This window comes from Pseudomonas khavaziana (genome assembly GCF_019145205.1).
Lineage (GTDB): Bacteria > Pseudomonadota > Gammaproteobacteria > Pseudomonadales > Pseudomonadaceae > Aquipseudomonas > Aquipseudomonas khavaziana.
Genome location: NZ_JAHSTT010000006.1, coordinates 63,784 through 87,820 on the forward strand (window position 1 = coordinate 63,784; position 24,037 = coordinate 87,820).

Consider the following 24,037-nt stretch of genomic DNA (forward strand, 5'->3'; position numbering starts at 1 on the left):
CTAGCTCGCGAAAAAAACCAACGATAATGCGAACAGCCTGACACCCCGCAGAGTTCTAAGGTTCTTCGCGAGCAAGCTCGCTCCTACAGAAATTACTCACCTGGCCGTTAACCTCTCAAGCCGCCACTAATAAGAGAGAAAAGCCATGCGTCTGAGTTTGAAGGCCAAAGTCCTGGCCCTTGCCGTAGTGCCTGTATTGTTGTTTGCCGTGGTCATCAGCCTGACCACCGTGTGGATTCTCCAGGGCCAGGCGCGCAACGAAGTGGATGAAACCCGCCAACGCCTGCTCAACGACGCCAAGGCTACCCTGCAAAGTTATGTCGAAGTGGCCATGAGCACCATCAAGCCGCTTTACGATGCGGCGGCCCCGGGCGACACCGCAGTGCGGGCCCAGGTGGTCAAGCTTTTGTCCAACACCAGCTACGGCAAGGACGGCTATTTCTTCGGCTACGACTCCGAGACCATCCGCCTGTTCAAGGGCAACAGCCCCGACGGCGTGGGCAAAAGCTTCAAGGACAACCGCGACCCCAACGGCGTCTACGTCAACCGCGACCTGGTCAAGGTCGGCAAGGACGGTACCCACTACCTGCAATACAGCTCGACCCAGCCCGGCCAGACCGAACTGGTGCCCAAGCTCGGCTATACCGAATACCTGCCCAAGTGGGACATGGTCATCGGTACTTCGGTGAACCTGGACGGTATCGAGGCCCAGGTGGCGGTGGTCGAAGCCAAGGTCGAGAAACGCATGGAAGGCGTGCTGCTGAGCATCCTCGGCGTCGCCGTGGTGGTACTCCTTGTGATTGCCGCGGTGGGCATGCTCGTGGCCAATACCATCCTGCGTCCGCTCAACCTGATGAAGGCCAACCTTGACGACATCGCGGCTGGCGAAGGCGACCTCACTCGGCGCCTGGCGATTACCAGCCAGGATGAGCTGGGCGACCTGGCCGGTGCGTTCAATCGCTTTGTCGATAAAATCCATGGGTTAGTGCGCCAGATAACCGAAATGACCGCCCAGCTCACCGGACTGGTCAGCCAGGTATCCGACCAGGCCCAGCGCTCCGAGCAAGCCATGGAACGCCAGCGCCACGAGACCGACCAAGTGGCCACCGCGATCAACCAGATGTCGTCCGCTGCCCATGAAGTGGCGCGCAGTGCCCAAGGCGCCGCTGTCGCCGCGCAACAGACCGACGCCGAAGGCCAGGCCGCCAAACGTGTGGTGGACGGCAGCATCGCGCAGATCCATGCGCTGGTGAACGATATCCGCAGCAGTGGCGTATCCCTGGACAGTCTGCAGCAGGATGTGTCGTCGATTGTCAGTGTGCTCAGCGTGATCCGCTCCATCGCCGAACAAACCAACCTGCTGGCGCTCAATGCTGCCATTGAAGCCGCACGGGCCGGGGAAGCCGGGCGCGGGTTTGCCGTGGTCGCCGACGAAGTGCGCGCTCTGGCCAGCCGCACCCAGACCAGCACCCAGGAAATCCAGGGCATGATCGACCGCCTGCAAAAAGGCACCGAGGCTGCCGTGGACGCAATGCGCCGCTCCAGCGATGCTGGCGACGGCACCTCGGCGCAGGCCAACCAGGCCGGGGCGTCCCTGGACACCATGGCCCAGTTGATTGGCACCATCAATTCGATGAATGCACAGATCGCCAGTGCCGCCGAAGAGCAAACCGCTGTGGCCGAAGAGATCAACCGCAGCGTGCATCAGATTGCCGTGGCAGTGGACAGCGTGGCGGATGAAACCCAACTGGGTGCCCAGACCTCCCGCAGCTTGGCGGATCTGGGCCAGCGCCTGGGTAAGTTGGTTGGTCAGTTCAGGATCTGATCGTTCACAGGTCGCGCATCAGCAGGCCAAAATGCAGGTCCATCTCGGCCGGCAAGGGCACATACACGGTGTGCCCGTCCCCCGGTGCCACCTTAATGGCTTCATCCTTGGCGTTGCGCAAGGTGGCCAGGTCAAAGTGAAAGTTGCCGGCCGGCGTCATTAATTCCAAGTGATCGCCAACGGCAAAACGATTCTTCACCTTGACCTCTGCCAACTCGCCACGACGCTCGCCGGTCAGCTCACCGACAAACTGCTGTCGCTCGGACACCGAGCTGCCGTTCTGGTAGTTCTGGTATTCATCATGCACATGACGGCGCAGGAAACCTTCGGTGTAGCCGCGCTGGGCCAGGGACTCCAGATTGGTCATCAAGCTGCGATCAAAGGCGCGCCCGGCCACCGCGTCATCGATGGCCTGGCGGTACACCTGGGTGGTGCGTGCGCAATAGAAGTGGGATTTGGTGCGGCCTTCGATCTTTAACGAGTGCACGCCCATCTGCGCCAGGCGCTCCACATGCTGCACGGCGCGCAAGTCCTTGGCGTTCATGATGTAGGTGCCATGTTCGTCTTCGAAGGCAGGCATTGACTCATCGGGACGATTGGCTTCCTGCAGCAGGAACACCTGGTCGGTGGGCGCGCCGATTCCCAGCGTCGGCTGATATTGCTGGACGATGTCGCCGGTCGCGTTCTCCACCGCGGGCGTGGCCTGGTACTTCCAGCGGCAGGCGTTGGTGCAGGTGCCTTGGTTGGCGTCGCGCTTGTTCATGTAGCCCGACAGCAGGCAACGTCCGGAATAGGCCATGCACAAGGCGCCATGTACGAACACCTCCAGCTCCATGGCCGGTACGTGCTGGCGGATTTCATCGATCTCTTCCAGGGACAGCTCCCGCGACAGGATCACTCGGCAAATCCCTTGTTGTTGCCAGAACTCCACGCTGGCCCAGTTCACCGTATTGGCCTGCACCGACAGGTGAATCGGCATCTGCGCAAAGTGTTGGCGCACCAGCATGATCAGCCCCGGGTCGGACATGATCAGCGCATCCGGGCCCATGGCGATCACGGGCGCCAGGTCTTTGAGGAAGGTTTTGAGCTTGGCGTTGTGCGGCGCGATGTTCACCACCACATAGAAGCGCTTGCCCTGGTCATGGGCTTCCTGGATACCCAGCGCCAGGTTGGCATGGTCGAACTCGTTGTTGCGCACCCGCAGGCTGTAGCGCGGCTGGCCGGCATAGACCGCATCGGCGCCGTAGGCGAAGGCGTAGCGCATGTTCTTCAAGGTGCCGGCAGGGGCGAGGAGTTCGGGGGCAATGATAGGTGGCATGGGTGTGGGTCGCAAAAAGCCGCGAGGGTAGTACAGGGGCGGGCGCGGTTCATTGATCCAAGTCTAAACAAGGCGGTCTATGCTTGTTCGATAAACAAGGGCACTCCCGGGTTTCGCTGCGGACTAAGCAACAGGGCCGACACCGGTCCTCTGCTTTTTTGACATGGATCGGACATGAATCAAACCAACCTGCAATTCAAGACCCTGTTGCTGCTGCTGGCCCTGGTGACCATCGCTTTTATCTGGATATTGCTGCCGTTCTACGGCGCGGTGTTCTGGGCAGTGATCCTCGGCATCATCTTTGCGCCCATGCAACGCCGCCTGCAGCAGCGGTTCAATTGGAACCGCAACCTGACCTCCCTGGCCACCTTGATGGTGTGCCTGGTGATCGCGATTCTGCCGGTGATCATTACCAGCGCGTTGCTGGTGCAGGAGGGGGCCACGCTGTACAAAAACGTTGAGAGTGGCAAGCTGGATGTGGCCGGTTATATCGAGCAATTCAAGCACTTCCTGCCGCCATACTTCCAACACCTGCTCGACCGCTTCGGCATGGGCAATCTGGATGGGCTGCGGGAAAAAGTGGTCAAGGGCGCAATGCAGGGCAGTCAGTTCTTTGCCTCCCAGGCGTTCAGCTTCGGCCAGGGCACGTTTGATTTCCTGGTGAGCTTTTTCATCATGTTGTACCTGCTGTTTTTCCTGCTGCGCGACGGCCCGGAACTGGTACGCAAGGTGCGCACGGCGGTGCCGCTGGCAGAACCGCAAAAGCGTCGCCTGCAGCTCAAGTTCAACCGGGTTGTACGCGCCACGGTCAAGGGTAACGTGCTGGTGGCCGTGACCCAAGGCGCATTGGGTGGCTTTATATTCTGGTTCCTGGATATTCCCAGTGCATTGCTCTGGGCGGTATTGATGGCGTTTCTGTCCCTGCTGCCAGCGGTGGGCGCAGGGATTGTTTGGGGCCCGGTGGCGGTTTACTTCCTGCTCAGCGGCTCGATCTGGCAGGGCGTAGTGCTGGGGCTTTTCGGTGTGTTCGTGATCGGCCTGGTTGACAACGTGCTGCGTCCGATCCTGGTGGGCAAGGACACCAAGATGCCGGACTACCTGATCCTGATCTCGACCTTGGGTGGCCTGTCGGTGTTCGGCCTCAACGGCTTCGTCATCGGGCCACTGGTGGCGGCGTTGTTCATGTCGTGCTGGGCGTTGTTCGTCGAAACCAAGCCACGGGTCAAATTGCCGTTGCCCTAGGCTTGAAGCCTGAAGTTGGCTACTCGTTGGCGCTGTGTCTCGGCGTCGGACAATGAAGTGAGCGGGCCGCTGATCGGCTCGCCATCGCGGACCACGTACCAACAGGCAAGCAAGCCAAGCTTACGTAAAGGGGCTGGGACGGCGCTGCCGATGACAGACATGATTTGAACAGTGGGCATAAGTACCTCCAATCGTTATGGAGGTCACCTTACGGTGCGCCGGCGTTGGGGAAAAATCACCTGGCTCGATAGTCGACATCGACACCAGGCGTTAATCCACCACTTGGTCAAGCATGCTCACCACTTCGTGCTCACTGAGCAGCCCCTTGCGCACCAGGTTTTCGGCCATCAATGCGAGGAACTTCGCACTGCGGTGGCCCTCGAGGTGCTTGAGTTCGGTCAAGGCACTGTAGACCTTGCTGGACGTGCAAAGCCCGGCGGTGCGGTGCGGATTTTGTGTGGGCATGGGCAATCGTCCTTAATTGTTATTGGGTGGACTGGGTCGATAGTGAGACTGTTTTATGACGCAACCATGACAGTTCGCGCCTGGGCCGATCAAGAGGATACTGCGCCCTTATGATGTGGGATAGACGCTTGGGCATTGTTCTCACAGCGACATTGGCAAGATAAATCCGGACTTTTCCGGCAAAAAAAGGCCTCGCTTGGGAGCGAGGCCTGTTCCAGTCAACTCAATGGAACCTTACCAACCGCGGCCGTAGTAGCCGTGGGGATGGCCGTAGTAGCCGCGAGGCGGGCCATAGTAGCCACGTGGTGGGCCGTAATAGACCGGTGCCGGGCGGTAATAAACCTGCTGTTGCACATACACCGGCGGTGGCGGCGCGTAATAGACAGGCGGCGGTGCGGCATACACTGGCTGCGGCTGGACGTACACCGGTTGTTGCACATAGACCTCACGAGGCTGGCTGGCAACTACGGAGCCAACTACTGCTGCGCCAACAAGTGCGCCCAACACTGCCGGGCCACCCCAACCACCACCGTGGGCGGAAGCTTGGCCGGCCATTGCGAGTGCACCGATCAGCAAGGCGATTCTGGGGATTTTACGAATCATGGTCATTCCTCGGTTAGCCCCTGCGCTTGTGGTCTGCAATCAATAGACTCAAGGATTGTCGCGGGGATACTTTTAAGACAACGTGTTTCAAAAAAACAGCACTTCCATTAGGTAAAGGTTGTGTAAGGTCTGTACCGATTTGCTTACTTCAAGGAGTTACCCATGCAGATGCACCCCAACAAGGACACCCAGCTGTGCATGTCACTGTCGGCGCGCCCCGGGAACTTTGGCCTGCGTTTTCATAACCACTTGTATGAACAACTGGGTCTGAATTTCTACTATAAGGCCTTCAGCAGCCAGGACCTGCCCGGCGCGATCGGTGGTATTCGCGCCTTGGGCGTGCGTGGTTGCGGAGTATCGATGCCGTTCAAGGAGGCCGCCATTGCCTTAGTGGACGAACTTGACGATTCAGTTCAAGCCATTGATTCGCTCAATACCATCGTCAACACCAACGGCCACCTCAAGGCCTATAACACTGACTACATTGCCATCGAGCAACTGCTGAAAAAGCACGCGGTGCCGACTGATTCCACGTTCGCCCTACGCGGGAGCGGCGGCATGGCCAAGGCGGTTGCCAGTGCCTTGCGTGATGGCGGTTATGCCAACGGCGTGATCGTGGCGCGAAATGAAGCTGCGGGCCAGGCATTGGCGCGCAACCTTGGGTATGAGTGGCAGGCGGACCTGGGCGACTTGCGCCCGCAGATGCTGATCAATGTGACGCCCATCGGCATGACAGGTGGGGCCGAGGCGGATGCATTGGCGTTCGAGGCCGACGCGATCGATCAGGCGGAAACTGTCTTCGATGTAGTGGCGATCCCGGCTGAAACACCCCTGATCGTGCGTGGGCGCGCCAAGGGCAAGCGGGTGATTACCGGGCTGGAGGTGATTGCGATCCAGGCGCTGGAGCAGTTTGTGTTGTACACCGGCGTGCGTCCGACCCAGGAGCAATTCCAGGCGGCGGTGGCCTTCGCCCGCAACTGAAGGCCCAGCTAATGTGGGAGGGGGCTTGCCCCCGATGGCGGTGTATCAGCCCCAGACACACTAATTGAACGCCCTCATCGGCGCATGGGTATCTACACAACTTCTGGTATGGCGCTGTACCTGTGGGAGGGGGCTTGCTCCCGATGGCGGTCTCAGGGCCGACCAGGATGTTGGATCAGACCGAGTACATATCCATTGCTGCGGTAACGGCCACTTAGGGTTCCGCTCTTACAGCGGCTCACTTTTGGAAGGACCGGAATGCCGGCCCAGCCAAAAGTAAGCAAAAGGTCCTCGCCCCACCACTCGGCACCTCGCCCAGGCTCGGTGTGCCCGTAATCCGCCATGGATTTGGGGGCCGCCGCCACGCGCCATCCATGGCGCGGGGCGGCTAAACCGGCATCCCTGCCGGTTTACCCCCCAAATCCCTGTCGAATTCCGGCCAGCGTGGTTTAACGGGGCGCCTGAGATCAAAAGCAGATCAAGATCAAGAGCGACTCGCTGCGCATCGTGGTTTCTGGCTGCACAGTTGTGTAGATACCCATGCTCATCGGGGGCAAGCCGAATCGTCGCACCGCCCCTCTCTCATTTTTTACTGTGTCAGGCCTGTTCCAGCTGTGCCAGGCGTTCTTCCAACGCTGCAATCCGGGCTTCCAGTTCTTCGATACGTTCCAAGGGGACTGAGCTGCCAGGCCCACGCTCCACCGGACTGCCCCGCGCCGTGAGTATCGCCTCGATATCCGCCGGGTCCCCCAATGCATGGGTATACCGGTCTTCCCGCTGCCCCGCCTGACGCGGTACCAGCAACGCCAACCCACGCGCAATCAGGCGTTCCAGCTGATGCACGACCTGCTCGGCATCCTCGAAATCATGCATGCGCCCGCTGCGGGTCAGCAGCTCATTGACCGTCTGCGGCCCGCGCAGGAACAATAGCCCGGTCAAGATCACCTGGGCCGGCACCAGTTCCAGGGCCTTGTCCACACGGTGTTCCCAGCGGTCGGCGCGGCTGCCCATCACCAGGCGGGTAAAGCCTTGGCCTTCCAGCGCGCGCAGGCTCTGGCCGACCTGGCCTTGGCTGAGGTTCATCACCGGCTCGCGGCTGGTCTTCTGGTTGCAGGCCAGCACCAGGGCGTTGAGGGTCAGGGGGTAGGTTTCCGGGTTGGTGGCCTGTTTCTCGATCAGGCAGCCCAGGACGCGGATTTCCGTGCTGTTCAGGCGCGGCTCAGGGGTGTCGGTGTGGTGCTCGGCGGTCATCGCGCTTTCCCTATGCAGTGAAGGTCACCAGCGTAATCCTCAAAAAATAAAAGACAAGCGCCGGGCATGGCTATAATCGCCGCTGGTTCAAACCCCGCCATTACCAGAGACAGCCATGACTATTTCCCTGTACGCCGCTTCTATCCCAGTCTTCAAGCAAATGCTCACTGCCCTGAGCGGTGTGTTGACCAAGGCCGAAGCCCACGCCGCCGCCAGGAACATCGAGCCGAACGCCTTGCTGCAAGCGCGTCTGTTCCCTGACATGTTCCAACTGGTGCGCCAGGTGCAGATCGCTGTCGACTTCGCCAAGGGCGTTTCCGCCCGCCTGGCCGAGATCGAAGTACCCAAATATGAAGACAGCGAAGTGACCTTCGCCGACCTGCAAGCGCTGATCGCCAAGGTCCTGGCGTTTGTCGACACCATCAAACCCGAGCAGATCGACGGCAAGGAAGGTATCGAGATCGTCACCCGCCCAGGCACGCCGAAGGAGAAGCGCTTCAGCGGCCAGTCCTACCTGTTGACCTACGGCCTGCCGCAGTTCTTCTTCCACGTCACCACCGCTTACGCCTTGTTGCGTCATAACGGTGTGGACGTGGGCAAGCGCGATTACATGGGCGCTTTCTAAACTCAGGGTTTAAAAGAAACCCAGGGCTGTTCCTGAATAAACAGTCCTGGGTTTTTTTATGCGTGGTTTTTTTAATGATCATCTCATGCTTCGTTACACTGTTAGATGCAACTAATATTCAGGCAGTTCTCACTTAGGAGTGTTTATATAACTTTCTAGAATTCACTGGAGACTACAAACGATATGAATTTATCTTTCGTCGTGCCGGCTGCGCCCCCCAGTAATGTTCATTTTGACGCAACGCAAAATACGTCTGAAACTCGAGAGTTAACTTCCCATCCATCCGTGGCGACTATTCGAAGCCGGCGCGAGGTGCAAGATAATCAAGTATCTCCTCACGTTTCTCCGCGTGAGCAAGGTAACAGCGAACTGGTCGCCAGCTATTCAGTAGCCTTAGCGTCGCGAACCCGCGATGAAGACACGGTCATTGCGAAAGTCCCGGACGCATCCTCTTTTGGTCAGTGGCGAACACAGTTGCGTAGTGTTCTGGCTGACCCGGAATTTTTAACATGGCTTAAAGCCAGCGGTTATGATCCTGCCACTCTCTGCATAACTTCTAACGGAGCCTTGAGTGTCGCGAAAAACGCGCGTCGTACGCTGTTTACGTTAAAAGATAACTCTCCCTGGGCAACTTTCGCGCCACCGATTCTGGCAGCGGTTAACGCCTATTCGCCGGATGGCATTACCTGGACTGCCCTGCATACCGAGAGCGCGCCGCTCAAGCTGGTCGCTCAGTTCTATGGCGAAACGATTCATGACGACTCCAGCGAAGATCGACAGCGTGCCCGAGAGTTACAAGGCAGAAGCACTTTTGCCACCACGGGTGTTGGCCAGGCCCGCACTGAAGAGATGCTGTTGGTGCAAAAACAACAACTCGCCAATAATCGCGACCTGCAGGTTTTCAGTCGTGCTCTAGCCGCGGCGTTTGTGTGGGCAGATGACTATCTGGATAATCAAGCGTCATTGCATGCCTACAATCACCGCCTGTTACCTCGCCCGCCAGCTTATGATCGCGATGCTGGCTTGCAAGCCTACCTGCAATCGCAACAAATCAAGCTTGATCCCGACTCTGGTTTTCATCTGGATAACCAGCCAATGGCCGGTCGGCAGGTGAACCTCTTGCAGTTCATGACGGGCAATGGTTGGGATCACCCGCTTGATAAAGCCCAACTCAAGAACATGCTTGATGAGGTGTCACGCCCCGTCGAGTATCGGCAACTGTATGGTGATCTGGGAGGAGGCTTATCGTGGCCCACTCCGCTCGATACACAGCAACAGCAGGCCATCTACGATGCCGTTGCCTATAACTCGATGAAATTGCCTGAGTTTGACCCCTTGACACTGAGCCAGAACGCCTTTGGCTATCTGACGCAGACCATCATGTGGTCTGCCGAGGAGCTCAAGGATCCCCGGCAAGCGATCCTCACGCTTTTGCAAAGCCCCGCTGCGCAAGCCTTGGGCAAAGCGTTACGCAGTCAGTTCGAAGGCACGGGCAGTACGGAGGATTGGATACTGTCGGCTCTTCACGTAGGCCTCAATCAGGATGCAGTGAGCAACCCAAGCGAAAAGAACAAGGTGGCTGGATATGACCTGTCGGCGCGCGAGAACTGGGGCAAACCGCTGTCTATTGTCCTTGATGGGCTAACCGAGCATCTGCGCAAGTCATACGGGCACAACGCCCCGGTCGCCGCCTATCTGTTGTTGTCGCACCACGCACCGGAATTACTGGTAAAAGGCGTTCCGGACAATGTGACTTATGGCTCACCGGCCTGGATCAGCTTGAAGTCCATCGTTGCCAAAGCCGAGATACGCACTCCGGGCCTGGCGGCGACGCGAACTTATGAGCAGTTGCTGGCAGCCGATCTTCGCCCCATTACCACCGCTGAAAAACAAGTGGAGGCACTGGCGGGTCGGGAGGGGGTGATTCATTGGGCCGTGGCGGATGGCGCCATTGAAAAGCGGGCGGACAATAATTACACCGATCAAGAAATTGAACGTGCCAATGCCCTCGCCGTTGAACGCTTCGATGCCTTGACAGACGCTTCAGAAGCACAACGCCAGACTTTATTAAAACGCAGGGAACTGGCGCTCAATGTGTTGACGGAGCGATTCCCCGAAAAAGAGTACGGGGTGATAGATTTTGAGAAAAAAACAATCTATCCGACGATAAAAGACCGAGACTTATTAGGTCCCTACTCGATACTGGATATCTATTTGCAACCGCAGCAGCATGCACTGTGGTTTTCCAATGATCCAGCCGTACCTATTGAAAAAATACATCACGAGTTGAAATTTATTCCTCCGATAAATGAACTGTTTGAAAAGCACGTTACTGGTTATTACGACGGGCTTGAAGGCGCCATGAGCGTGACGGTCAAACACCTCGTATCACAGCTGCCTCAGGAAGATCAGGAAGCCCTGCAGTTGGGGCAGTTGAAAATCTATGGAGAAGAGAGCGTCACTCAGACCATTACCTCGGCAGGCTATAGGATTCAATACGACGTTTCGACATCCGAGGAAGTTACAAGTACCTCTGCGTTTGTCGAGTCCCTGCATAAAGGCAAGAGGCGAATTTATGAGGTCAATCCCAGGGCCGGGGTGTTGCGACATCGAGCAGATCTAACTGACGGGGTGAAGGTGGGGCTACAAGGGGGGTGGACCCCCGTTGCGACGAATAAACGAAAGGTCAGATCCAGAACGAACGGCAAAATTACTGAAATAAGCGCTCGTGACTCGAAAGAAAGTAAAGAGCGAGAACCAAAGCCTCAGCCTTCATCCCCTATACAAGGCTTCACCTCACAGCGGACACAGCACCTGGCCGATACCGTCACACGCCATTTTTTCAGGGCTGAGGAGCGAGAAAAGGTGGTGAGTGCAGCCAGAGGTGTCACCACCTTTGATACTGAAGTGACTGAGTTCGAAAAAATACAGGCCGTGACCCGTGCGATGATACCGGGAGCGTCGGCGATCCATAGCTTTCAACAGGGGAGGATTGGTGAAGGGCTTACTTTCCTTGCATTTGACATATTTGGTTTTGTTGTCGCGGGTGCAGGCGCCGTCGGCAAAATTTCGAAGATAGCGAAGGTAGGCGGGCAACTAGGGCGTGGCGGCGTAGCCGGCAGGTTGGGGCGCGCATTTATCAGTGCCGCCAACCCGTTTGCAGGGGGCGCGGCCATCGGCACCAGAGGGCTGTCAACGTTCTCTTCGGTGGTGGGCAAAGGCAGCCTTGGTTGGAAGGCCATCTCGGCTAATCGCAGTGTAAACAGGGTATATCAACATAAGCCCAAAGATGTGGTGGTGGGCACTTCCCTGGGCGCCGATACGGCGAAGGTCTCGGCTCAGTTAGATGATATTACGGGCAAGTGGTACCGATTCAATCCGAGAACAAACGAAAAATATGGAGTGCCTCTAGAGGGCTTCACCGCCGACAATTCGTCGTCTTGACCCGCTAAAGATTCAGCTATCGTAGAAAGTGCCCGAGCGAATGGCCCGGGCTTTGTTTTGCTCATTCAGGCCGTTCGTTCTTCCTTGCCCAGACACGCCGCCGCAGTAAACAGCACATCGGTCGACGAGTTGAGTGCAGTTTCAGCCGAGTCCTGCAGTACACCGATGATGAAACCGACGGCCACTACCTGCATGGCGATTTCACTTGGAATGCCGAACAGGCTGCACGCCAGTGGAATCAGCAGCAGCGAACCACCCGCCACCCCCGATGCACCGCAGGCACACACCGCGGCAACCACGCTGAGCAGCACGGCGGTCGGCAGGTCCACGGCGATCCCGAGGGTGTGCACGGCCGCCAGGGTCAGTACGGTGATAGTGATCGCGGCACCGGCCATATTGATGGTGGCGCCGAGTGGGATTGATACCGAGTAGGTGTCTTCATGCAGGCCCAGGCGTTTGCTCAGCGCCAGGTTGACCGGAATGTTCGCCGCCGAACTGCGGGTGAAAAATGCGGTGATGCCGCTTTCACGCAGGCACATCAGCACCAACGGGTAAGGGTTGCGGCGTAGCTTCCAGAACACGATGGCAGGGTTGATCACCAGCGCCACGAATAGCATGCAGCCGATCAGCACCACCAGCAGATGGGCATAGCCGAGCAGGGCGCCAAAGCCGGAAGTGGCCAGGGTCGAGGCCACCAGGCCAAAGATGCCCAGCGGGGCGAAGCGGATCACCACGCGCACAATCAGGGTCACGCCGTTGGACAGGTCGTCCAATACCGTGCGGGTGGTTTCGCCGGCATGACGAATGGCGATGCCCATGCCGATGGCCCAGGCCAGGATGCCGATGAAATTGGCGTTCATCAGCGCGCTGATCGGGTTATCCACCACGCTGAGCAGCAGGCTTTGCAACACTTCGCCAATACCGCCGGGAGCGCTCACGGTGGCGTCATGGGGGGCGAGGACCAGGGAGGAGGGGAACAGGGTGCTGGCCAACACGGCAACCACGGCAGCAGCGAAGGTACCGAGCAGATACAGGAACAGGATCGGGCGGATATGGGTTTCCTGGCCGTGTTTATGATTGGCGATCGAGGCCATCACCAGCACAAACACCAGGATCGGTGCGACCGCTTTCAGTGCTGTGACAAACACCTTGCCAATAAAACCGGTGGCGCGGGCAGCCTCGGGAAACAGCAAGGCCAGCACGATCCCGGCGATCAGGCCGATGACGATTTGGGTGACCAGGCTGACGCGCATTAGACGTTGCAACAGGGAAGGGGCAGCAGTCATAAAGAGTTGTCTCTAGTTTTTTTAGTTGGGTACAGCATTGCAGGCAGAAAGTACTGTAGGAAGTAGGCGCGAAGTCTAACATGCTGTACGAAGCGTCTCGTTCGCTGCGGCATTCCGTCACCCGCGTCCGTCGGGCTTGGCCAAACCCGGACATATCCTGTTAATATTCACCCCTCTCATCTTTCCTCTCCGTCAGCGGGCCCCCAGGGCTGTCGTTGATGTTGTCGTTTCTGGAGTTTTCATGTTGTTCCCTATCCTGCTGCTGTCGGCTGCCGGTTTTACCGTGCTGACCACAGAATTCGTCATCGTCGGCCTGTTGCCGTCGATCGCCCGGGACCTGAATGTCAGTGTGTCCCAGGCTGGGCTGCTGGTGACGCTGTTTGCATTTACCGTGGCGGCGTTCGGTCCCTTTCTGACCGCGTACTGCGCACGATTCCAGCGCAAGCGCCTGTTTATCAGCATCCTGATCATGTTCGCGGTGGCCAATACCGTGGCGGCATTGGCGCCCGATATCTGGATAATGTCCCTGGCCCGTTTGATTCCTGCCTTGGGGCTGCCGGTGTTCTGGGCCCTGGCCAGCGAAACGGCGGTGGATATCGTCGGCCCGGAGTTCGCCGGGCGTGCGATTGAAAAAATCGGCTTCGGCATCGTCTGCGCCACGGTGTTCGGCATTCCGGTGGGTACGCTGATTTCCGATATGTTCGGCTGGCGCAGTGCGTTCGCCGTGCTCGCGGTAATTGCCCTGGCCAAGGCGTTGCTGCTGTTTATATATTTGCCGGTTACCCGGGCGAAGAACGAGCAGGTCACCTTGCGCTCACAATTCAAGATCCTGCGCAGCCCGGTGATGCAAGGGCATATCCTGCTGTCGATCCTGGTGTTCAGCGGCATGTTCACCGCTTACACCTACCTGGCAGACATCCTTGAACGTCTGGCCGGGTTCGACGGTACGCTGGTGGGTTGGTGCCTGATGGGCTTTGGCGCAGTCGGGCTGATCGGCAACTCCCTGGGCGGGCGCGCCGTGGATCGTCACCCGTTGATCGCATCCATGGTGTTCTGCGGGTTCATGATCGCGGGCATGGTGGCAGTGGTGCCAGCGATTCACTCGACCATCGGCCTGGCGGCGGCGATGGCGGTGTGGGGCGTGACCCAGGCGGCGATGTTCCTGGTCAGCCATGTGCGGCTGATGAAGGCTGCGCCCCAGGCGCCGGCGTTCGCCGCATCGCTGAATATCGCCGGGGCCAACCTCGGCATTGGCCTGGGCGCGATGGTCGGTGGGCATGTCATCGATACCCTGGGCCTGGGCAGTCTGGGGTTTGCCGCTTCGGGCTTCATCCTGGTGTCGATCCTGCTGGCACTGTGGCTGATGACGGCCAAGCAATCGGTCGCTCCCAGCACCTGAGGGGTCAAGGCAGGGCGGTAAACAACTCCCGTCGGGCACCTTCGGTAATCGCCACGATGCCAGGGTGCTTGACCTTGCGCTCTACCGAGATCGCATAGAACGACTCGGTCACTGCATCGGTCTGGCCGATCAGGGCTACGCCGTATTGGCGTACCACTTCGTCGGCGATCACGCTGGGGGCAATGAAGATCCCGCTGCCGGATTGCCCGAACGCCTGCATCAGCGCACTGTCGTCGAACTCACCGATGATCCGGGGCTGAATCTGCTGCTCGGCAAACCAGCGCTGCAAGCGGCTGCGCACCACTGTCTCCGCACCGGGAATCAATAGCGGCGCGCCCTGCAAACACTGTGGGAAATCACCGCCATATTGGTCAGCCAACGCCTGGGTGGCGAAAAAACTGATACCGCATTCCCCCAGCTTCTGGCTGTAGCCCTTGATGTCCAGGTGCGTGGGCATGGGGCTGTCGGAAATCACCAGGTCCAGGCGCTGGATCGCCAGGTCGGCCAATAAACGTTCCAGTTTATCTTCACGGCAGGTGATGCGGATCGGTTCGCTCAGCTCCATGGTCGGTGCGATCAACCGGTAGACAATGGACTTGGGTACCACATCCGCCACCCCGACCCGGAACGGAATCTGTTGTTCATCGGGCTGGGCTCGCAGCATCGCCTCCAGTTCATTGCCGGTCTGGAACATCTGCTCGGCGTAGGGCAGGGCCTGGCGCCCGGCTTCGGTCAACTCAAGCTGGCGCCCTACACGCTGGAACAGCGCAATGCCGAAGGTCTGTTCCAGCAGGCTGATCTGCCCGCTGATGGTCTGGGGCGTGAGGTTCAGTTGCTCGCAGGCGCGCACGATGCTGCCGGTCTTGGCCACCACCCAGAAGTAATGCAGCTGTCGATAATTGAGCATGACGGTCTACACTTCGTGAAAACCGAAGTATACGCGAGAAAAATACGAATTTTCCTGAACTGTTTGCCTGCATAGAATGCCTCGCTATCGCGGGGCCACTATTTGGACCCAATGGTTCTAACGAGGAATACAGCATGAAACTCAATTCCCTGGGCGCGGCGTCGGTGCTTGCGCTTTCATTGGTAATGATCAGTGGCTGTGATCAGGTCGAGAAAAGCGCGCAACAGGTGTTGGGCAAAGCCACCGAATCGGCCAAGCAGGCCATCGACGACACCCACAAGGCCGCCGAACAGGCATTGAGCGAAGCGACCCAGGGCTTGATCAGTCCTGAGAAGCAGGAAAAAGACGCCGAAAACAACGCTGAATCCGACACAAAAGAAACCTAATTTTCCAGCACCACCACGTCAGGACTGACCTATGGATTACCTTTTACAACTGGCCGCCAGCCCCACCGCCTGGGTGGCCCTGGCCACCTTGATCGTCATGGAAATCGTGCTGGGCATCGATAACCTGATCTTCATCTCGATTCTCACCAACAAATTGCCCGAGAAGCATCGGGCCAAGGCGCGACGCATCGGTATCAGCATGGCGTTGATCCTGCGCCTGGGCCTGTTGAGCACCATCGCCTTCATCGTGCAGTTGACGGCGCCGGTATTCGAAGTGTTCGGCCAGGCGTTTTCGTGGAAAGACATGATTCTGATCGCCGGTGGCCTGTTCCTGGTCTGGAAGGCGACCACCGAGATCCATCACAGCATGGACCCGGAACCCGAAGAAAAGGCCACCGTCAGCAACGGTGTGACCATCGGTTTTGCCGCGGCCATCGGCCAGATCCTGATGCTCGACCTGGTGTTCTCCATCGACAGCATCATTACTGCCGTGGGCATGACCGAGCACTTGCCGATCATGATCATTGCCGTGGTGGTCTCGGTGATCGTGATGCTGGTGGCGGCCGAACCTTTGGCCAAGTTCATCAATAACAACCCGACGGTGGTGATGTTGGCCCTGGGCTTCCTGATCATGATCGGTATGACCCTGATCGCTGAAGGCTTCGGCGCCCATGTACCTAAAGGCTACGTGTATGCGGCCATGGCGTTCTCGGCGGCGATCGAATGCCTGAACATCGCCCGGCGTAACCGGCACGCACGATTGCTTGCTGCCCGGCAGTAACGCTTGACCTCAAAAGCCAGCCGCGTTCATTAGAGCGCGGTTGGCTTTTGGCTATCTGGTAGAATTCACCTACACGATAGTAAGAGGTTTTCCATGAGCGAGCAGATTCGACTTACGCAGTACAGCCATGGTGCGGGTTGCGGTTGCAAGATCTCGCCCCAGGTGTTGGAAGTGATTCTGGCCGGCAGCGGCGCACAAAACCTCGATCCCAACCTCTGGGTGGGCAACGCCTCACGCGATGACGCGGCGGTATACGCCATCGACGACGAGCGCGGCGTGGTCTCCACCACCGATTTTTTCATGCCGATCGTCGATGACCCCTTCGATTTCGGCCGCATCGCCGCCACCAATGCCATCAGCGACATCTACGCCATGGGCGGCGACCCCTTGATGGCCATCGCCATTCTCGGCTGGCCGGTCAATGTGCTGGCGCCGGAAATTGCCCGCGAAGTAATCCGTGGTGGTCGTACTGTATGCGACGCTGCAGGCATTCCGTTGGCGGGTGGGCATTCGATCGATGCGCCGGAACCGATCTTCGGACTGGCCGTGACCGGCATCGTGCAAAAGCGCCATATGAAGCGGAACGACACCGCCACTGCCGGCTGCCGCCTGTACCTGACCAAACCCTTGGGCATCGGCATCCTCACCACCGCCGAAAAGAAGGGCAAGTTGCGCGAGGCCGATATCGGCCTGGCCCGTGACTGGATGTGCACCCTCAACAAACCCGGCAGCCGCTTTGGCAAGTTGGCGGGTGTGATGGCCATGACCGATGTCACCGGTTTCGGTTTGCTTGGCCACTTGGTGGAAATGGCCGACGGTAGCGGCCTGACGGCCCGCATTGAATATGCAAAAGTCCCACGCCTGCCGGGGGTTGAGTACTACCTGGACCAAGGTTGCGTCCCGGGCGGCACCTTGCGCAATTTCGACAGCTACGCCAGCAAGCTCGGCCGTGTGCAGGAGTTGCACAAGCGCGTGCTGTGCGACCCGCAGACCAGCGGCGGCCTGCTGATCGCTGTCACTCCAGAAGGCGACGCCGAGTTCCACGCGGTGGCGGCCGAGCTCGGCCTGGCCCTTGAGCCTATCGGCGAATTGTTTGAGCGACAGAGCAACGCGGTAGAGGTGGTTTGATGGCGGCTGACATCACCGATTACCGCGACATCTTCCTCAACGACCGGCCCATGATGGATACCCGCGCACCGGTCGAGTTCAACAAGGGTGCCTTCCCAGGGGTGCTTAACCTGCCGCTGATGAACGATGATGAGCGTCAGCGGGTCGGCACCTGTTACAAGCAGCAGGGCCAGCAAGCGGCGATTAGCCTTGGGCATCAGTTGGTCAGTGGCGCGACTCTTGAAGAGCGGCTGGCGCGTTGGACCGCATTTGCCAAGGCCAATCCCCACGGTTACCTGTATTGCTTCCGTGGCGGTTTGCGCTCGCAGCTAGTCCAGCAGGTGTTGAAGGATGAGTCGGGTATCGATTATCCCCGGGTCAGTGGTGGTTATAAGGCTATGCGCACGTTTCTGCTGGAGACGGTGGATCAGGCCGTTGAGCAGTGCGACTTCGTCTTATTGGGGGGGCTGACCGGCAGTGGCAAAACTGAAGTTATCAATCAGTTGAACAATGGTTTGGACTTGGAAGGTTATGCCAATCACCGGGGCTCCAGTTTTGGCAAGCGTGCTACGGGCCAGCCGTCTACCATCGACTTTGAGAACCGCCTCGCGGTGGACGTTTTAAAAAAGCGCGCGCAAGGTATTGAGCAGTTTTTGCTTGAAGATGAAAGCCGCATGATTGGTAGTTGCGCCTTGCCGCTGAATTTACACCGGGGCATGCAGACTTATCCGATGGTGTGGCTGGAAGAAAGCCTGGAAAACCGTGTGGAGCGTGTGTTGCGCGAATATGTCATCGAACTGTATGCAGAGTTCAATGCAGCGTTTGGCGAGTCGGGCTTCGAGCTGTTCGCTGAGCGTCTGACCCAGAGTCTGGCAAACATCCACAAACGTTTGGGCGGGGAGCGCTTTCAGCGTTTGCAGCTGCTGATGCAAGAGGCTTTGATCGAGCAGGCCCGAAGTGGAAGCGTGGATTTGCATCGGGGTTGGATTGCCGGGCTGCGCGAATACTACGACCCGATGTACGCGTTCCAGCGTGAAAAGAAAGGCGCACGGATCGAGTTCGTCGGCGAGCAGGCAGCAGTGGTGGAGTATTTGCGTGAGCGCAGCGGACGACGAGGTTGATAAATGAATTTCAAGGGTCTCTTCGCGAGCAAGCCCGTTCCCACATGTTGATTGGTGAACACGGTCAAAATGTGGGAGGGGGCTTGCCCCCGATAGGGCACTCAGCCTCAGCGCCTCCCTAAAGAATCACCGCCCCAATCAACCCACACACCACCCCCACCAGCATGGTCAACCCGGCCACCGTCACCAGCACCCGCGCATCGAAATCCTTGCGCAGCATCAACAGCGACGGCAGGCTCACGCTTGGCAGGGTCATCAGCAACGCCACGGCCGGGCCGGTGCCCATGCCCAGGGTCATCATGGTTTGTACGATGGGAATTTCTGCCGCCGTAGGAATCACGAACAGTGTGCCGACAATTGCCAGCGGCACCAGCCATACCAGGCTGTCGGTCATCGCCCCGTCCACGTGAGGGAACAGCCACACCCGTGCTGCGCCGAGGATCAGCACCGCCAGGATGTACACCGGGATGGTGCTCCAGAACAACTGCCATAGGGTACGCAGCCAGCGCACCAGGAACGGTTGCGATTCCACGGTACTGACTTCGGCGACGGCTTCCAGTGCCGCCTCCGGTACCTGCTCTGGGCGCGCAATACGTTGCGCCACCAGAGACACCCCGACCACCAGCACAACCCCCGCCACCAGCCGCAGCGCGGTGAAGTCCCAGCCCAATACAAAACCCATGAACACCAGGGTCGCCGGGTTCAACACCGGGTTGGCAATCCAGAATGCCAGCGCCGCGCCGACCGACACTTGCTGGCGACGCATGCCTGCCGCCACCGGGGCTGCACAGCAACTGCACATCATCCCCGGCAGGGCGAACAGCCCGCCGCGCAGGGTCGAGCCCAGGCCGGCGCGGCCAAACAGGCGCAGCAGCCAGTCTCGGGGGATTAGCACCTGCAGCAACGAACCGAGGATCACCGCCAGTACGGCGGCTTTCCAGATCGCCAGGAAATACACCTGGGCATAGGCCAATGCCGCCGCCACGGGCGAGCTTTGCTGGTCATTGAGAATCGAGGCACCGATGCTGTGGTTGTCGGCTGCTGCAAACGCCTTGAGGTAGTAGGGCGACCATTTAACGTAGTAGAGGCCGATGCAGGCCACCAGGAGAAACAGCGCTGGTTTCCACCAGAACGACCAGCCCCGGCGGGGCTGGGTGGAAGCGAGGTTGGACATGGAGATGATCCGCAGGTGAGTCAATAGCCGGGCATCATACGCCCCTGCGGCTCAAGCTTCAGATATCTGCACTGACCTGGGTCGGGTCCGGACAGCTTTCCTCGCCGTTATTCAGGCCCTGCTTATAGTTGCGGCTGAGCAGCGAGGCCTTACCGTTGTGCCAGGTCAGTGTCAGTACATACAGCGAGTCATAGTCATTGCCGGACCAGTCGTCGGTGATGGTGTGCTTTTCGCCGGCCGCTTCGCTGGCGACTTTGTTGATCAGTTCCGGCAAGTAACCATGGGACCAGGCCGTGTAGATCGTCGCGTTGCGGTATTTGTCCTCGACCAGTTCTTCGGCCAGGGCACTGGTGTCATTCGCTGAAAACTCGATGTTCACCGGCAGGCCAAGCTTGATCGCGCTGGGGCTGATGGTAATCAGTGGGCGAATGTAGCTGTAGGAATTGTCCAGTTCACCTTCCTCGACATTGCGTGTCGGGTTAGCGGCAAACACGTAGTTGGCCTTGCCGAACTTTTCCGGCAGTACCGTGGCCAGGTTCATGGCGCGGTTCAGGCCCTGGCAGTTTAGTTGGCCCAGGCCACCGGCCGGTTTTTCGCCGTGGCGCAGGAATACCAGGGTTTGCACGCCGTCCACGGGTTGCGCACGGCTTTCACGGGCATCAAGGGCGGTGACAATGGCCGCGCTGACCAGTACAAGCGGCAACATCATGTATGAATAACGTTTGAGTCGTTGCACAAGGCGCAGAGGCTTGATCTTCATTATAGGTTCGAGTCTTCATGCGTCGGGTTAAGGCGGACAAGCCCGGCCCCAGCGACGCCTTAAGCGTCCTGCGGTGTTCCCTGTCGATATAGCAAGGTGCCTCCATTTACCCTTCGGGAGCACTTAAGAGTGTATTCAGGCGCTTTGGTTCGCCACTCTGGATACTAACCGGGGAATGTTGCGCAACGATGACCCATGCACGACAACGGGTGGATGACTATCATGAGGCTTTTTCCGTCCAGGGGGTCTTCGATGAACGCACTTGCCGCTTTCCCGATCAACAGCAAATGGCCCGCCCAGCATCCGGAGCGTTTGCAGCTATATTCATTGCCCACGCCCAACGGCGTCAAAGTGTCGATCATGCTCGAAGAGCTGGGTCTGCCCTATGAAGCGCATAAGGTCAGTTTCGACACCCAGGACCAGATGTCCCCCGAGTTCCTGTCCCTTAACCCCAACAACAAGATCCCCGCGATCATCGATCCCAACGGCCCGAGCGGTCAGCCGTTGGCGTTGTTCGAGTCCGGTGCGATCTTGATCTACCTGGCGGAAAAAACCAGCCAGTTGCTGTCCGAAGACCCAGCCACCCGCTATGAAACCCTGCAATGGCTGATGTTCCAGATGGCCGGGGTCGGCCCGATGTTCGGCCAGCTGGGGTTCTTCAACAAGTTTGCCGGCAAGGCCTATGAAGACAAGCGTCCGCGTGACCGCTACGCCGCCGAATCGCGGCGTCTGCTGCAAGTATTGGAAAAACGGCTGCTGGGCCGCACCTGGGTCATGGGGGACGACTACAGCATCGCCGACATCGCCACCTTCCCCTGGATCCGCAACCTGATAGGCTTCTATGAGTCCGGCGACCTGGTGGGCATCGCCGATTTCCCTAACGTACTGCGCGCGCTGGACGGCTTTGTCGCACGTCCAGCAGTGATCCGTGGCCTGAACATTCCGAGCTGAAGCATGCCGACTTTCGATTTCAAACAACTGGACGTCTTCAGCACCGTGGCCCTCAAGGGCAACCCACTGGCCGTGGTGCTCGGCGCTGACAGCCTTACCGACCAGCAAATGGCCGACTTCGCCAACTGGACCAATCTCAGTGAGACCACTTTTCTGCTGACGCCCCGCGATCCGCGTGCCGACTACCGAGTAAGAATTTTCACCACCCTCAAGGAACTGCCATTCGCCGGGCATCCCACGTTGGGCAGTTGTCACGCGTGGCTGCAAGCCGGCGGCGTGCCGCGCGGGGAAGAGATTATCCAAGAGTGCGAAATCGGTCTGGTGCGCATCCGCCGCCAAGGTAACGAGTTGGCATTTATCGCACCGCCGTTGTTGCGTGCCGGGCCATTGGAGGCACCGTTATTGGAGCGCGTGCGCCTGGCCTTGGGCCTGGTGCCCGAGGCCATTGTGCGCAGCCAGTGGGTCGACAATGGGGCGGGTTGGCTGGCGGTGATGCTGGCTGATCGTGAGGCGGTGCTGGGCCTGCGACCTGACTATTCGCAACTGCAGGATCTCGCAGTGGGAGTGATCGCCCCCTGTGACCCGGCACGTGACGCAATGGACGCACACTTTGAAGTGCGTGCCTTTGTCGCTGGCGACGGCGCACCTGAAGACCCGGCCACTGGCAGCCTGAATGCCGGCGTGGCGCAATGGCTGCTGGCCGAGGGCCTGGCGCCCGACCGTTACGTGGTCAGCCAAGGCACGGCCATGGGGCGGGCGGGGCGTATTTATATCGAGCGCCAGGGTGATGAAGTCTGGGTAGGCGGCGCCGTGGCAGTGTGCATCGAAGGGCGTTTACAGCTTTAGATCAATGAATTGTTACGTGCCCGGCAATACACTATTGGCCCCTTGGCATTTGTGCTGCCGGGACTTTGGGGCATAAGCTTTGGCCCCAAAGATTTCAGCCATTTTTTCAGGAAAGCCATGACCAGTCAGTTCCCCCAAGCCCGTCCACGCCGCCTGCGCCGCTCCCCGGAGCTGCGTGGCTTGTTCCAGGAAAGCGAATTCACCCTTAACGATTTGGTGCTGCCGATTTTCGTCGAAGAAGAAATCGACGACTTCGTGCCGATCACCAGCATGCCGGGTGTGCTGCGTATCCCTGAGAAGAAACTGGCCGGCGAGATCGAGCGTTACGCCCGTGCCGGCATCAAGTCGGTGATGACCTTCGGCGTGTCCCACCATCTGGACGCCAGCGGCAGCGACACCTGGAAGGAACATGGCCTGGTTTCGCGCATGTCCTCGATCATCAAGGACGCGGTGCCGGAGATGATCGTGATGTCCGACACCTGCTTCTGCGAATACACCGACCACGGCCACTGCGGCGTGATGCACGGCGCTCATGTGGACAATGACGCGACCCTGGTCAACCTCGGCAAACAAGCCGTGGCCGCCGCCCGCGCCGGTGCCGATGTGATTGCCCCATCGGCCGCCATGGACGGCCAGGTCCAGGCCATCCGTCGCGCCCTGGATGACGCCGGTTTCACCCATATCCCGATCATGGCCTACTCCACCAAATTCGCCTCGGCTCTCTACGGCCCCTTCCGCGAAGCCGGTGGCAGCGCCCTCAAGGGCGACCGCAAGAGCTACCAGATGAACCCGATGAACCGCCGCGAAGCCGTGCGCGAATCGCTGCTCGACGAACAGGAAGGCGCCGACGCACTGATGGTCAAGCCAGCCGGTGCCTACCTCGACATCATCCGCGACATCCGCGAAGCTTCACGCCTGCCGGTCGCGGCGTATCAGGTGAGCGGTGAGTACGCGATGATCAAGTTTGGCGCACAGGCCGGGGCGATTGATGAGGACCGGGTGGTGCGCGAGACCTTGGGGTCGATCAAGCGGGCGGGGGCGGATTTGATTTTTACGTACTTTGCGATGGATTTGGCGGTGTCGGGGATTTAAGGGCATCGTTTCTCCCTGTGGTGAGCTGGCTTATCACAGGGGGAGGGGCACTCATAACTTAGTTGAATTTTTCGTAATCTTGTGCACCTAGTGACACCAACCATTTCCTGAAGAAATCAATTTGTTCCTGTGGATCGTTTGTTAGGTTCTCCTCTTCGTAGTCAAACAAATGGACTATGTCGTCGTTGGTAGCTTGCTGACCTAAAGTCATTTCGTATGCGACGAGCCCCGCGCTCATCTGAGAAGCCATTCTTGAAGGTTTAACGTTTATTTTTGCCCCTTTGCATAAAAAGGTTATATGCGGGAAGTCTGCTCTGATTTTTGCGAAGCAAATATATAAGTCATGCCCTTCATAAACTTTTTTAAAGTTGTCAGCCTCTGAAAATTTCATGATGAGCTTCCTTGGGTCATATTTGACGGTGACCTCCTTGTGCTCGTTTTTGATTATTACCTTTATATTTTTAGTTTTCATT

23 protein-coding genes are annotated in these 24,037 nt (G+C 58.6%); 13 read left to right on the forward strand and 10 right to left on the reverse strand.

The genetic code is table 11. From position 1 onward, the window contains the following. The first annotated feature begins 145 nt into the window (after window positions 1–145). Entirely contained in the window at window positions 146–1,825 is a 1,680-nt protein-coding gene (locus tag KVH01_RS30845) for a methyl-accepting chemotaxis protein (protein ID WP_217882075.1), read from the forward strand. Between the two features lie 4 nt (window positions 1,826–1,829). Here the strand turns inward: KVH01_RS30845 and trhP are convergent, their stop codons facing one another. Further along, window positions 1,830–3,143 (reverse strand): prephenate-dependent tRNA uridine(34) hydroxylase TrhP, encoded by a 1,314-nt coding sequence (trhP, locus tag KVH01_RS16225; protein WP_217882076.1) that lies wholly within the window; start codon window positions 3,141–3,143, stop codon window positions 1,830–1,832. A gap of 174 nt (window positions 3,144–3,317) precedes the next feature. Between trhP and KVH01_RS16230 the strand changes: the two genes are divergently transcribed. Then, window positions 3,318–4,385, forward strand: coding sequence for an AI-2E family transporter (locus KVH01_RS16230; RefSeq protein ID WP_217882077.1), 1,068 nt, complete (start codon window positions 3,318–3,320; stop codon window positions 4,383–4,385). Here the strand turns inward: KVH01_RS16230 and KVH01_RS29945 are convergent. The 3 genes from KVH01_RS29945 to KVH01_RS16240 all read right to left on the reverse strand — a co-directional run bounded on the left by KVH01_RS29945 (window position 4,382) and on the right by KVH01_RS16240 (window position 5,459). Continuing rightward, on the reverse strand, window positions 4,382–4,564 hold the full coding sequence (locus tag KVH01_RS29945) for a hypothetical protein (protein ID WP_043051642.1): 183 nt from the start codon (window positions 4,562–4,564) through the stop codon (window positions 4,382–4,384). The two genes, KVH01_RS16230 and KVH01_RS29945, sit on opposite strands and share 4 nt — an antisense overlap. A gap of 91 nt (window positions 4,565–4,655) precedes the next feature. Beyond that, window positions 4,656–4,850 (reverse strand): hypothetical protein, encoded by a 195-nt coding sequence (locus KVH01_RS16235; protein ID WP_217882078.1) that lies wholly within the window; start codon window positions 4,848–4,850, stop codon window positions 4,656–4,658. Window positions 4,851–5,084: 234 nt separating this feature from the next. Further along, window positions 5,085–5,459, reverse strand: a complete 375-nt coding sequence (locus KVH01_RS16240; RefSeq protein WP_043051641.1) for a hypothetical protein — start codon at window positions 5,457–5,459, stop codon at window positions 5,085–5,087. 156 nt (window positions 5,460–5,615) lie between these two features. Here KVH01_RS16240 and KVH01_RS16245 point away from each other — a divergent pair, with 156 nt between their 5' ends. After that, window positions 5,616–6,434 (forward strand): shikimate 5-dehydrogenase, encoded by an 819-nt coding sequence (locus tag KVH01_RS16245; protein WP_124377241.1) that lies wholly within the window; start codon window positions 5,616–5,618, stop codon window positions 6,432–6,434. A gap of 597 nt (window positions 6,435–7,031) precedes the next feature. Here the strand turns inward: KVH01_RS16245 and KVH01_RS16250 are convergent. Next, window positions 7,032–7,685: a YceH family protein gene (locus tag KVH01_RS16250; RefSeq protein ID WP_217882079.1), complete on the reverse strand. Its 654-nt coding sequence runs from the start codon at window positions 7,683–7,685 to the stop codon at window positions 7,032–7,034. A 115-nt stretch (window positions 7,686–7,800) separates the two neighbouring features. On the opposite strand from KVH01_RS16250, the gene KVH01_RS16255 reads away from it, so the two are divergent. Both KVH01_RS16255 and KVH01_RS16260 read left to right on the forward strand, forming a co-directional pair. After that, on the forward strand, window positions 7,801–8,310 hold the full coding sequence (locus tag KVH01_RS16255; protein ID WP_217882080.1) for a DUF1993 domain-containing protein: 510 nt from the start codon (window positions 7,801–7,803) through the stop codon (window positions 8,308–8,310). A 183-nt stretch (window positions 8,311–8,493) separates the two neighbouring features. Further along, complete coding sequence (locus KVH01_RS16260; RefSeq protein ID WP_225924240.1) at window positions 8,494–11,754, forward strand: hypothetical protein; 3,261 nt, start codon at window positions 8,494–8,496, stop codon at window positions 11,752–11,754. 65 nt (window positions 11,755–11,819) lie between these two features. On the opposite strand, the gene sstT is transcribed toward KVH01_RS16260, so the two are convergent. Next, the gene (gene sstT / locus KVH01_RS16265) at window positions 11,820–13,040 is read right to left on the reverse strand and encodes a serine/threonine transporter SstT (protein ID WP_217882081.1); all 1,221 of its coding nucleotides are present in this window, start codon (window positions 13,038–13,040) and stop codon (window positions 11,820–11,822) included. A 241-nt stretch (window positions 13,041–13,281) separates the two neighbouring features. On the opposite strand from sstT, the gene KVH01_RS16270 reads away from it, so the two are divergent. After that, a complete protein-coding gene (locus tag KVH01_RS16270; RefSeq protein ID WP_217882082.1) occupies window positions 13,282–14,439 on the forward strand; it encodes an MFS transporter in 1,158 nt (385 codons plus the stop codon). 4 nt (window positions 14,440–14,443) lie between these two features. Here KVH01_RS16270 and nhaR read toward each other — a convergent pair whose 3' ends face one another. Further along, window positions 14,444–15,346, reverse strand: a complete 903-nt coding sequence (gene nhaR / locus KVH01_RS16275; protein WP_034119026.1) for a transcriptional activator NhaR — start codon at window positions 15,344–15,346, stop codon at window positions 14,444–14,446. Between the two features lie 134 nt (window positions 15,347–15,480). Between nhaR and KVH01_RS16280 the strand changes: the two genes are divergently transcribed. The 4 genes from KVH01_RS16280 to mnmH all read left to right on the forward strand — a co-directional run bounded on the left by KVH01_RS16280 (window position 15,481) and on the right by mnmH (window position 18,741). After that, window positions 15,481–15,732 (forward strand): hypothetical protein, encoded by a 252-nt coding sequence (locus KVH01_RS16280; protein ID WP_043051748.1) that lies wholly within the window; start codon window positions 15,481–15,483, stop codon window positions 15,730–15,732. 31 nt (window positions 15,733–15,763) lie between these two features. Beyond that, window positions 15,764–16,513 carry a TerC family protein gene (locus KVH01_RS16285; RefSeq protein WP_034119028.1) on the forward strand — a complete coding sequence of 250 codons (750 nt, stop codon included), beginning with the start codon at window positions 15,764–15,766 and terminating at the stop codon, window positions 16,511–16,513. Between the two features lie 93 nt (window positions 16,514–16,606). Continuing rightward, window positions 16,607–17,641, forward strand: a complete 1,035-nt coding sequence (selD, locus tag KVH01_RS16290) for a selenide, water dikinase SelD (RefSeq protein WP_217882083.1) — start codon at window positions 16,607–16,609, stop codon at window positions 17,639–17,641. Beyond that, complete coding sequence (gene mnmH / locus KVH01_RS16295) at window positions 17,641–18,741, forward strand: tRNA 2-selenouridine(34) synthase MnmH (protein ID WP_217882084.1); 1,101 nt, start codon at window positions 17,641–17,643, stop codon at window positions 18,739–18,741. The genes selD and mnmH overlap by 1 nt, the downstream gene beginning before the upstream one ends. Before the next feature lie 118 nt (window positions 18,742–18,859). On the opposite strand, the gene KVH01_RS16300 is transcribed toward mnmH, so the two are convergent. Further along, complete coding sequence (locus tag KVH01_RS16300) at window positions 18,860–19,915, reverse strand: permease (RefSeq protein ID WP_217882085.1); 1,056 nt, start codon at window positions 19,913–19,915, stop codon at window positions 18,860–18,862. A gap of 58 nt (window positions 19,916–19,973) precedes the next feature. After that, the gene (locus tag KVH01_RS16305) at window positions 19,974–20,675 is read right to left on the reverse strand and encodes a hypothetical protein (protein WP_043051804.1); all 702 of its coding nucleotides are present in this window, start codon (window positions 20,673–20,675) and stop codon (window positions 19,974–19,976) included. A gap of 252 nt (window positions 20,676–20,927) precedes the next feature. Between KVH01_RS16305 and KVH01_RS16310 the strand changes: the two genes are divergently transcribed. The 3 genes from KVH01_RS16310 (at window position 20,928) to hemB (ending at window position 23,564) form a co-directional block, all read left to right on the forward strand. Beyond that, a complete protein-coding gene (locus KVH01_RS16310) occupies window positions 20,928–21,626 on the forward strand; it encodes a glutathione S-transferase N-terminal domain-containing protein (RefSeq protein WP_217882086.1) in 699 nt (232 codons plus the stop codon). 3 nt (window positions 21,627–21,629) lie between these two features. Then, window positions 21,630–22,472 (forward strand): PhzF family phenazine biosynthesis protein, encoded by an 843-nt coding sequence (locus KVH01_RS16315; protein ID WP_217882087.1) that lies wholly within the window; start codon window positions 21,630–21,632, stop codon window positions 22,470–22,472. Between the two features lie 117 nt (window positions 22,473–22,589). Further along, the gene (gene hemB, locus KVH01_RS16320) at window positions 22,590–23,564 is read left to right on the forward strand and encodes a porphobilinogen synthase (protein ID WP_217882088.1); all 975 of its coding nucleotides are present in this window, start codon (window positions 22,590–22,592) and stop codon (window positions 23,562–23,564) included. A gap of 58 nt (window positions 23,565–23,622) precedes the next feature. Here hemB and KVH01_RS16325 read toward each other — a convergent pair whose 3' ends face one another. Beyond that, window positions 23,623–24,036, reverse strand: coding sequence for a hypothetical protein (locus KVH01_RS16325; RefSeq protein ID WP_046071973.1), 414 nt, complete (start codon window positions 24,034–24,036; stop codon window positions 23,623–23,625). Window position 24,037: the final 1 nt, after the last annotated feature.